Annotated in this window: 10 protein-coding genes and 1 tRNA gene; 4 read left to right on the top strand and 7 right to left on the bottom strand. The window is 59.5% G+C overall.

Annotated elements, in window-relative coordinates; all coding sequences use genetic code 11:
• Positions 1-144 precede the first annotated feature (144 nt).
• The 4 genes from QZ292_RS07910 to QZ292_RS07895 all read right to left on the bottom strand — a co-directional run bounded on the left by QZ292_RS07910 (position 145) and on the right by QZ292_RS07895 (position 3,710).
• Complete coding sequence (locus QZ292_RS07910) at positions 145-315, bottom strand: hypothetical protein (protein WP_294600302.1); 171 nt, start codon at positions 313-315, stop codon at positions 145-147.
• A gap of 117 nt (positions 316-432) precedes the next feature.
• The gene (locus tag QZ292_RS07905) at positions 433-1,527 is read right to left on the bottom strand and encodes a carbohydrate-binding family 9-like protein (protein ID WP_294600300.1); all 1,095 of its coding nucleotides are present in this window, start codon (positions 1,525-1,527) and stop codon (positions 433-435) included.
• A gap of 426 nt (positions 1,528-1,953) precedes the next feature.
• Positions 1,954-2,157, bottom strand: a complete 204-nt coding sequence (locus QZ292_RS07900; RefSeq protein WP_294600297.1) for a hypothetical protein — start codon at positions 2,155-2,157, stop codon at positions 1,954-1,956.
• Positions 2,158-2,732: 575 nt separating this feature from the next.
• Positions 2,733-3,710: a KpsF/GutQ family sugar-phosphate isomerase gene (locus QZ292_RS07895; protein ID WP_294600294.1), complete on the bottom strand. Its 978-nt coding sequence runs from the start codon at positions 3,708-3,710 to the stop codon at positions 2,733-2,735.
• A gap of 163 nt (positions 3,711-3,873) precedes the next feature.
• Here QZ292_RS07895 and recQ point away from each other — a divergent pair, with 163 nt between their 5' ends.
• Positions 3,874-6,096, top strand: a complete 2,223-nt coding sequence (gene recQ, locus QZ292_RS07890) for a DNA helicase RecQ (RefSeq protein WP_294600305.1) — start codon at positions 3,874-3,876, stop codon at positions 6,094-6,096.
• Positions 6,097-6,212: 116 nt separating this feature from the next.
• Here recQ and QZ292_RS07885 read toward each other — a convergent pair whose 3' ends face one another.
• Positions 6,213-6,419 (bottom strand): hypothetical protein, encoded by a 207-nt coding sequence (locus QZ292_RS07885; RefSeq protein WP_294600292.1) that lies wholly within the window; start codon positions 6,417-6,419, stop codon positions 6,213-6,215.
• A gap of 36 nt (positions 6,420-6,455) precedes the next feature.
• On the opposite strand from QZ292_RS07885, the gene rsmA reads away from it, so the two are divergent.
• Complete coding sequence (rsmA, locus tag QZ292_RS07880) at positions 6,456-7,259, top strand: 16S rRNA (adenine(1518)-N(6)/adenine(1519)-N(6))-dimethyltransferase RsmA (protein ID WP_294600290.1); 804 nt, start codon at positions 6,456-6,458, stop codon at positions 7,257-7,259.
• A 135-nt stretch (positions 7,260-7,394) separates the two neighbouring features.
• On the opposite strand, the gene QZ292_RS07875 is transcribed toward rsmA, so the two are convergent.
• The gene (locus QZ292_RS07875) at positions 7,395-7,541 is read right to left on the bottom strand and encodes a hypothetical protein (protein ID WP_294600287.1); all 147 of its coding nucleotides are present in this window, start codon (positions 7,539-7,541) and stop codon (positions 7,395-7,397) included.
• 82 nt (positions 7,542-7,623) lie between these two features.
• Here QZ292_RS07875 and QZ292_RS07870 point away from each other — a divergent pair, with 82 nt between their 5' ends.
• Both QZ292_RS07870 and QZ292_RS07865 read left to right on the top strand, forming a co-directional pair.
• A complete protein-coding gene (locus QZ292_RS07870; protein ID WP_294600285.1) occupies positions 7,624-8,541 on the top strand; it encodes a cation diffusion facilitator family transporter in 918 nt (305 codons plus the stop codon).
• Positions 8,532-9,467, top strand: coding sequence for an alpha/beta hydrolase (locus tag QZ292_RS07865; protein ID WP_294600282.1), 936 nt, complete (start codon positions 8,532-8,534; stop codon positions 9,465-9,467). The genes QZ292_RS07870 and QZ292_RS07865 overlap by 10 nt, the downstream gene beginning before the upstream one ends.
• Before the next feature lie 60 nt (positions 9,468-9,527).
• Here the strand turns inward: QZ292_RS07865 and QZ292_RS07860 are convergent.
• Positions 9,528-9,611: transfer RNA gene (locus tag QZ292_RS07860), tRNA-Leu, on the bottom strand.
• Between the last annotated feature and the right edge of the window lie 135 nt (positions 9,612-9,746).

The raw sequence follows: 9,746 nt of genomic DNA, 5'->3' as shown, positions 1-9,746 counted from the left end.
GGAACTGCCCTACGCGGGCGGCGTCCGGGTGACCCCGGCGGGACAGAGCGAAACTTACGTTTCGCTGCGGCCGTGTCGGTAAAATTGGGGTAGAGGCTACCTGTTAGGGTAGACCCGGCCAATTGTGAGTGCGACACGCCCCGTTTATTCCGAGAGGCAACGCAACTGAAGACCGTGGCCGCGATAGTTCACGTTGGTAGTAAAGAGGAGTTCCGTGCGAAAACCCATACACATGCCGCTCAAAGTTTTGTCAAAGAGGTTGGACGTGGATGACCAGCTGGCTCCGTTGTTCCCGACACGAATCAAATCTCCCAATCCACCCTGGTGTCCTGCGTCGCGGAAGCCCGGGGCGGGGAGATTGAAAAATAAAATAAAACGCCTGACGGAGAGGGGGCCGTCAGGCGTATGGAAAATCATGCCGGACCGCTCGGCTTACCGCCCCTCGCCGATGTAGCCCTGCTGGTTGATGTACCACGAGGTGCCGTCGAAGCCCGGCGCGGTGATGCGGTAGCTGTCTCCTACCGCGTAAACTGTCGGGGTGAAGGCGAGTCCGTCGATTTTGATTTCCGAAGCCTTCAGCTCTTTTGCGGAGGAGGCCCAGCGTCCTGTCGCACTGTGGAACTCCCGTTGCCGGAAATAGAGCTGTCTCAAGGCCCATTTGACCTCTTCGTTCCGGTTCCAGACGAACGGAGTTTCGCCTTTGCCGGCTGTGATGTCCGAAAATTGCAGGAAACCCCAGTATTCCGGTTCGTGGATGCTGATCTTGCCGCTCGGGGCCCACACCCAGTTGTCTTCCGGCAGGTTCGGCCGCTTGACGTAGGCGCCGTCCACGATGTCCAAAAGCCATTGCACGCGCGAGAAGTTCAGACGCCATTGTTCGCCGGCTTCGATGCCGCGTTTCCCGTACCGAACTTCCAGCAGGGTGTGGATCGGGATCGCCATTTCGAACGTCCATTTCTCGTCCGTGTCCGACGGGTCGTTGAGTGTGCCGTAGAGCTTTACGGCCGACCGCATCCCGTTCATATTCCAGGCGTTGAGCGGTGCGCCGCCGTCGCGGTAGGGACGTGTCAGCATCAGATCCCACTCGGTTCCCAAGGCGTTGACTTCGAATTCCATGTAGTGGTGGGTGCTGCCGGTCACGTCGAGAAAGACTTCGAAGTCGTTGTCGTGGAAAATCACCGATTCGCGCTCCGTCAGGGTGGCCCAAAGGTTCGGTTCGATCATCTCGGCGGCGATGTACAGATATCGGTCGTCCCACATCAGTTTGGCCCGGCACCGATGGCGCGGTGTCACTGGCCGCCGGGTGCCTTCGATGTCCACGAAGTCGGATGTCCACGGCACGTCGGCCCATTCCGGAGTGTCGATTTCTCCGTCGATGGTCACCTCCTGCGGCGCCCGGTAGCAGACGTAGCGGGGCGGGTCGAACGGATAAGGGGTACTGAAGTCTACGGAGGTCGGGCGGGCCTGTACGGGTGCGGTGGCTGCCAACAGGCCGGCTGTCCACGAAAGAAGAAGCGAGAGTCTCATATAAAGGTTGGGTTAAGTTTTTTGTTATGTAGGTCGGGGCTCGGGTCGGTTGTTCGCGGCTCTGCGAACTGCAGGGTTGTAGTCCTGTTTTATCGCGCGCCTTGAGAAATCCTGTCAAAATGTGCCAGCACATTTTGACGATTTCCCTTATTAAGGCGTGGCGCGCGAGCTTGTCAGCGCTTGTTTCAGTCGCCCGCAGGAATTTCATCTCGGTTTTGCTCACTGCAAAACGAGTGAAATTCCTCTTTAAGCGGGGCGGGCGACGATCGAGCTTTGAACCGGACGGAACTGCCCTCGGGCCGGGCAGGCCCCACGTCCCGTGGACGGGAAATGCTTCGCATTTCTGCGGCTGGGTCAGCCCAATAGGGTCGCAGCTGCCGATTATTGGGGTAGACCCGGCTATTTCGGCGTGCTCGCAGGCACCGTTTATTCCGAGAGGCAACGCAACTGAAAACCGTAGCCGCGGTAGTATGTGCTGCTGGGGTGGAGCTCTGTCGCACTGAAATCCAAGTATACCCCGCTACTGTCGTTCGCTGTTGAAGACCAACTGAATCCGTAGTTGCTGACGGTATACAGTACGCCTGAGGTGCGATAGCGGCTGCCCGGGGCGGGGGATTGTGCGGGGCGCAAGAGCTCTGCCCATTCGTCCTCGGCGCGCCTCCCCCGCGCCGCTATCGCGTCGCTGCGCCCGAGGACGGCGATTCTGCGAATCGCGCTACTCGCTCTCGGCCCCGTGTCCGCTTTACTGCGGCTTCGCTGTCGCTCCGCCACATTTTCCCGCGCGCTGGCGGAAATCGTATCCAAACGCGCACTACGCGTTTGGATGATTTCCTACTCCAGCAGTCGCGCGCGGGTCGGGCTCCGTGCCGGACGGAACTGCCCTCGGGCCGGGCGGGCCCCACTTAGTAAGGCAGAGAGAACCCTAACAAAACACCCAACGGGTGCGTGGACGGGTAAAACTTCGTTTTGCTGCGGCAGCCTCTGCCCAATTCTTTGTCCGCGCGCCTTACGCGATTCATTCTATTTCGGCTCATCGCCGAAACAGTTGAATCGCGTCTTAAGGCGTCGGCGCGCGGTGGTTTGAGGGTACTGCGCTCAGGCCGCGCAGGCCCCACGTCCCGTGGACGGGCGATACTGCGTATCGCTTAACCGCCTCGGCCCAACCCACTGTCCCCGTGCAGGCCCCGCAGGCAGCTCTTCGTGGTCTAAACCACCCCTTCGCGCAGGATGTCGTGGATGTGGATGATCCCGCAGTAAGCATCGTCCTGATCCGGGTCGAGCACCAGCAACTGCGTGATCTTGTTCTGCTCCATCATCCGGAAGGCCTTGACCGCCAGCTCGTCTGCCGCGATGGTCTTCGGCGAGGGGGACATGATGTCCTGTGCCCGAACCGCCGCGATGTCCCGGCCGCTCTGGAGCATCCGCCGCAGGTCGCCGTCCGTGACGATCCCCAGCAGACGGCCGCTCCCCGGCTCTACGACCGCCGTCGCGCCGAGGCGTTTGCCCGATATCTCGATAATCACGCTCTTCAGGTCTGCGTCCGGAGCCACTTGCGGGACGCCTTCGGCCGACATGATGTCTCTCACCCGCGTATAGAGTTTCTTGCCCAGCGCCCCGCCCGGGTGGAACCGGGCGAAGTCCTGCGCCGTGAATCCCCGCATCTTGAGCAGCGTCATCGCCAGCGCGTCGCCCATCACCAGTTGGGCCGTCGTGCTCGACGTCGGAGCCAGGTTGTTCGGACACGCCTCCTCGGCCACCGTCGTGTTCAGCACCCGATCGCTGTGCTGGGCCAGAAACGAGTCCAGATTGCCCGCCATCCCGATCAGCAGGTTGCCCATCTGACGGATGAAAGGCACCAGCACCTTGATCTCCGGCGAGTTGCCGCTCTTCGAGATACACAGAATGATGTCGTCCGGCTGGATGATTCCCATGTCGCCGTGGATGGCGTCCGCCGCGTGCATGAAAACGGCCGGCTGGCCCGTGGAGTTGAGCGTCGCCACGATTTTGTTGGCGATAATGGCGCTCTTGCCGATGCCGGTGACGATGAGCCGCCCGGGGCTCTGGAAAATCGTTCGGGCGATCTCGACGAAATTGTCGTCGATGTAGGTTTCGAGCCGCCGTACGGCGTCGCACTCCGTGCGGACGATCTGGCGGGCGAAGGCTATGGTCTGTTCGGTGGTCACTTCCGAAGGAATTTTTGAACAAAGGTAGTCGGATTTTGCAAAAAAACGATTACCTTTATTGTCGTTCGCGCCGGCCGGAGGCCTCGTTCCGGAGGCCGGGCGCTACGGCGGGAGGGAAACAGAGAGGGTGGCTTGTTTTTTCATCATCCGGGAGGAATCTTACATGGCGAACCGCACTACGTCCCACTATTCGTCGTCGGACTTTCTGTACGAGAGTCTCAAACGGCATTTCGGCTTCTCGCAGTTCAAGGGAAATCAGGAGGAGGTGATCCGCAACGTGTTGGCGGGGAACGATACCTTCGTGCTGATGCCGACCGGGGGCGGGAAGTCGTTGTGCTACCAGCTGCCGGCGCTGATGATGGAGGGGGTGGCGATCGTCATCTCGCCGCTCATCGCGCTGATGAAGAACCAGGTGGATGCCATGCGGACTTTCTCGATGGAGGACGGGGTGGCGCACTTCCTCAACTCGTCGCTCAACAAGAGCGCGGTGCTGAAGGTGCGGGAGGACGTTCTTGCCGGGAAGACCAAGCTGCTCTATTTCGCCCCCGAATCTTTGACCAAGGAGGAGAATGTCGAGTTTCTGCGGAAGATCAAGGTCTCGTTCTATGCCATCGACGAGGCGCACTGCATCTCGGAGTGGGGGCATGACTTCCGGCCGGAATACAGACGCATACGGCCGATTATCTCGGAGATCGCCCAGGCGCCGGTCATTGCGCTGACGGCGACGGCGACGCCGAAGGTGCAGCTCGATATCCAGAAAAACCTCGGCATGCAGCATGCCAAGGTCTTCAAGTCGTCGTTCAACCGGGCGAATCTCTACTACGAGGTGCGGCCGAAGGTCAATGCCACCAAGGAGATCATCAAGTATATCAAACAGAATCCGGGAAAGAGCGGCATTATCTACTGCCTGTCGCGGAAAAAGGTCGAGGAGCTGGCGGAGCTGCTGGTGGTGAACGGCATCAAGGCGCTGCCGTACCATGCGGGGATCGATGCGGCGACGAGGGCGGGAAATCAGGACAAGTTCCTGATGGAGGAGGTGGATGTGATCGTGGCGACGATCGCGTTCGGGATGGGGATCGACAAACCGGACGTGCGGTATGTCATCCACTACGATATCCCGAAGTCGCTGGAGGGGTATTACCAGGAGACGGGCCGTGCGGGACGGGACGGGGGAGAGGGGCGGTGCATTACGTTTTACAGTTACAAGGATATTCAGAAGCTCGAAAAGTTCATGCAGGGCAAGCCGGTGGCCGAACAGGAGATCGGCAAGCTCCTGCTGCAGGAGACGGTCTCGTATGCCGAGAGCGCGATGTGCCGGAGGCGGATGCTGCTCCACTATTTCGGCGAGGAGTACGGGGTGCCGAACTGCGGCTGTTGCGACAACTGCTGCAATCCGCGCGAGGAGTTCGAGGCGCGGGAGGATATGCGGCTGATGCTGGAGACGCTGGCGGCGATCGGCGGAGGGTTCAAGGCGGACTATCTGGAGGCGGTGCTGCTCGGGCGGACGACCAATCTGGTGAAATCGTACAAACACCACCAGCTGGAGCTGTTCGGGGCGGGGGCGGAGCATGACGCGCACTTCTGGAACGCGGTGATCCGGCAGGGGCTGATTCTGGGGCTGGTGGACAAAGATATCGAAAACTACGGTTTGCTCTCCATCAGCGAGGCGGGACGTGCCTTTTTGGCTCCGGGAGGGGCGTTCAGCGTGAAACTGGTGGCGGACCACCGCTATGAGGAGACGGATGACGAGGATTCGGTGGCGGCGCATCCGGGCGGACGGGGAGGAGCGGCGGCAGATCCGGTGCTCTATTCGATGTTGCTGGATTTGCGGCACGAGGTGGCCAAGAAAAACGGGCTGCCGCCGTTCGTGATCTTCTCGGAACCGTCACTGGAGGATATGACGGTCCAGTATCCGGTGACGATCGAAGAGATGCAGAATGTGACGGGTGTAGGGGCGGGGAAGGCGAAACGGTACGGGGGGCCGTTCGTGGAACTGATCGCCAAATATGTGGAGGAAAACGGGATCGAACGGCCGCAGGAGATGGTGGTCAAGAGTGTCGTCAACAAGAGCGGGAACAAGGTTTTCATTATCCAGAGCATCGACCGGAAGATGGATTTCGAGGATATTGCGGATGCGAAGGGACTCTCGATGGAGGAGCTGATGGACGAGATCGAAGCGATCGTCGGGGCGGGGACGAAGCTCAATATCGACTACTATATCGCGGAGATGGTGGACGAGGATAAGGTGGTGGATATCATCGACTATTTTACGGAGGATGCGGAGACGGATTCGGTGGCGGATGCGGTGCGGGAGCTGGGAGGGGATTATACGGAGGAGGAGATCCGGTTGGTGCGGGTCAAATTCTTGAGCGAGGCGGGGAACTGATGCGGGTTGAGGCGTGGTTTGCGTCTTGCGGAGCTTAAGGCGCCGCGGTCAAAAAAGATGGGGTAGAGGCTGCCTTGGGGTAGACCCGACTATTTCGGAGTGCCCGCCGGCACCGTTTATTCCGAGAGGCAACGCAACTGAAAACCGTAGGCACGGCGATTCGCGTGACTGGTACCAAGAGCCTTCGTGTCGAACCACAAGAACCGTCCGAGGATATCGCTCACTGCGGATGTCCAACTATACCCGCTGCTTCCGACATCTCCCGGATCGCCTATCCGCCCACTAAGACCTGCGTCGCGGTAGCCCGGGGCGGGGTGAGGCATGATAATCGCTTTTTGTTGTTTTATAACCTATTGTATTTGGAAGTCAGAGCGAAAAAATATTTAGGCCAGCACTTTCTGACCGACCTGAACATCGCCCGGCGGATTGCCGAGGCGCTACTCCCCGATGTCGGCGGGACGCAGCAGGTGCTGGAGGTGGGGCCCGGGATGGGGGTGCTGACACAGTATCTCCTGCCGGTGTACGGCGACGCGCTCACTGTGGCCGAAATCGACCGCGAAAGCGTGGAGTACCTGCGTGTGCATTATCCGGGTTTGAATATTCTCGAAGGGGATTTTTTGCGGCTGGATCTCTCTGTCCTCTATGCTGCGAGCGGCGGGGTGAAAATTATCGGGAATTTTCCGTATAATATTTCGTCGCAGATTTTCTTTAAGGTGCTCGATAACAGAGATTTGGTGCCCGAAGTGGTGGGGATGATCCAGCGTGAGGTCGCTGTCAGGCTGGCGGCCGGGCCGGGAGGAAAGGAGTATGGGATCCTGAGCGTGCTGTTGCAGGCTTATTACGATATCGAATATCTGTTTACAGTGCCTCCGGGGGTGTTCAATCCTCCGCCCAAGGTGCAGAGCGCGGTGATTCGGCTCAGACGAAACGATACGGTACGGTTGGATTGCGACGAAGAGTTGTTTCGGCGGATTGTCAAGGCGACTTTCAACCAGCGGCGTAAAACGGTGCGGAATTCGTTGGGTGCAGTATTCCCCGAAGTGGTGCGTGCGGTGACCGAAGGGAGGGCGGAACCTCATCCGCTGTTCGGCCGTCGGCCGGAGACCTTGAGCGTGGCGCAGTTCGTGGAACTGACCCGGTGGGTGGAGGAGGTGAGAGGATAGGTATGGGCTGTGTCCGTTTTTTTCGCGCCGGGCCGGCCGCCGCCGCCCGAACCCGCCAGCTTTGGGCTAAGTTGTTGGGGTAGCGGCTATCCGTTTAAGGTTGAGGCGGCCAGTAAAACACCCTGTGGGCACTGTTTATTCCGAGAGGCAACGCAACTGAAGACCGTGGGCACGACTGCCTGCATCACGTATGGGGAGACGCGCTATGTAGAATCCCAAATACAAGCAGTTCGTGTCGGTTACCGACGATGAATAGCTGTACCCGTTACACCCGACAGCCATCAAATCACCCGATTCGCCGAAGTCTCCCGCATCGCGGTAGCCCGGGGCGGGGCAAGTCTCGATTCGAAAAATATACACTACGATGTCCGACCATAACCATCCGCACCACCACTCCCACGACCACATGCACCACCATGCGGCTACGGGAAACATGGCTCTGGCCTTTTTCATCAACCTCGGATTCGCCGCAGTCGAGCTCATCGGAGGACTCTGGACCAACAGTATAGCCATCCTGTCAGATGCCTTCCACGACTTCGGAGACAGCCTCTCGCTGGCCGTCGCCTGGCGGCTGCAGAAAATCTCCGAAAGACCGGGAGATGCGCGGTACAGCTATGGGTATAAGCGATTCTCGCTGCTCGGCGCGCTGTTTATCTCCACCGTGCTGCTCGTCGGGTCGATCTTCATTATCAAAGCCTGCGTCGAACGCATCGTGAACCCTCAGGAACCGAATGCCGAAGGGATGCTCGGGCTCGCGGTGTTCGGCGTGCTGGTCAACGGCTTTGCCGCGCTGAGGCTCAAAAAAGGCGGATCGATCAGCGAACGGGCCGTGATGCTCCATATGATGGAAGATGTGCTGGGATGGCTGGCCGTGCTGGTGGTCAGCGTGGTGATGCTCTTCGTCCGGGTGCCGATCCTCGACCCGCTGTTGTCGATCGCCATTTCGGGATGGGTGCTGTGGAACGTCTACCGGAACATGAGGGTCACGTTCCGGATCCTGTTGCAGCACACCCCCTCCGGCATCGATGCCGGGCGGCTGGAAAGCGAGATCGTGGCCTTGCCGGAGGTGGCTTCGATCCACGACCTGCACCTGTGGAGTCTGGACGGCGAACGGAACGTCTGTACGTTCCATGTGGTGACGGTCGGACCGTTGGATGCAGAAGCGCAAATCGTCCTGAAACGGAAAATTCGTGCCGTCTGTGAACAAAACGGCATAGAACATGCTACGATCGAGATCGAAACCGCTGGGGAGGATTGCGGTCTGACCCACTGTTGGCATTGATCCCTATGGAATTCGAATACCGGACGCTGAAATTTCCACCCGACTACGACGGGCCGGTGGTCGCTACGCTCATCAAGGCACCTTTCCCGGTGCAGGACACGGGCCGTGCGGTGCTCTACGTGCACGGCTACATCGACTACTTTTTCCAGACGCACATGGCCGAGGAGTTCGTGGCCCTCGGCTACCGATTCTATGCCGTGGAGCTGCGCAAGTACGGCCGTTCGCTGCTCGAAGGGCAGCATCCGGATTTCGCCCGGTCGATGTACGAATACTACCCCGACCTGACGGAGAGCATCCGCCGGATTCGGGACGACGGGGCGCGGGAGGTGATCCTGCTGGGCCATTCGACGGGGGGACTGCTGGCGGCGCTGTATGCCGACGACGGGCCGGCCGAGGAGCGGAAGGCGATCGGCCGGGTGGTGCTGAACAGTCCGTTCCTGGAGTTCAATGCGTCGTGGTTCAAACGCCGGGTCGAGATTCCGCTGGCGGCGGCGGTGAGCATCGTGCTGCCGTTCGCGCACAAACGGAGCGAGTTGTCGCCGCTCTATGCCCAGAGCATGCACCGGGATTTCCGGGGGGCGTGGCATTTCGATACGAAGCTCAAGCCGATCGAAGGGATTCCGCTCTATTTTTCGTGGCTGCGGGCGGTGCGCAACGGCCAGCGGAGGATCAAACGGGGGCTGCACATCGAGGTGCCGGTGCTGGTGATGAGCTCCGACCGGTCGTATTTCGGAAAGGAGTGGAGCGACGAGCTGCTCCGGTCGGATTCGGTGCTGAATGTCGAGGATATCGGCCGATATGCGCGGAATCTGGGGCGGGATGTGACGTACGTGCAGATTCGGGACGGGGTGCACGATCTGTTCCTTTCGACGCATGCGGCGCGCGAAGCGGCGTTCCGTGCGGTCTTCGAGTGGCTACGGTGCTGACTTTTTCGGATCGACCGAATGTCGGTTGCGGGCAGCCCGGGCGACACAAAAAAAGATATGTGCGGATGAAGGGACTCGAACCCCCACGCCGGTCAAGGCACCAGATCCTAAGTCTGGCGTGGCTACCAATTACACCACATCCGCAAAAACTCTGCAAAAATACGCAAATAGACGCTCTCTGCAAAATACCTGTTTCTTTATTCGTACGCTTATTCTATACCCTGTTCTTTGAGCCGGACGGAACCGTACCTTTTCTGAAGAAAAGGTACCCAAAAGACT

Origin of the sequence: uncultured Rikenella sp., assembly GCF_910577125.1 — a bacterium.
GTDB lineage: Bacteria > Bacteroidota > Bacteroidia > Bacteroidales > Rikenellaceae > Rikenella.
This window is presented reverse-complemented; position numbering and strand designations above follow the sequence as displayed.

Bases quoted from the DNA above. Each gene is read 5' to 3' on its own strand.
- QZ292_RS07905 (WP_294600300.1), bottom strand. From the start codon at position 1,527: ATGAGACTCTCGCTTCTTCTTTCGTGGACAGCCGGCCTGTTGGCAGCC.
- recQ (WP_294600305.1), top strand. From the start codon at position 3,874: ATGGCGAACCGCACTACGTCCCACTATTCGTCGTCGGACTTTCTGTAC.
- QZ292_RS07885 (WP_294600292.1), bottom strand. From the start codon at position 6,419: ATGCCTCACCCCGCCCCGGGCTACCGCGACGCAGGTCTTAGTGGGCGG.
- QZ292_RS07875 (WP_294600287.1), bottom strand. From the start codon at position 7,541: ATGGCTGTCGGGTGTAACGGGTACAGCTATTCATCGTCGGTAACCGAC.
- QZ292_RS07870 (WP_294600285.1), top strand. From the start codon at position 7,624: ATGTCCGACCATAACCATCCGCACCACCACTCCCACGACCACATGCAC.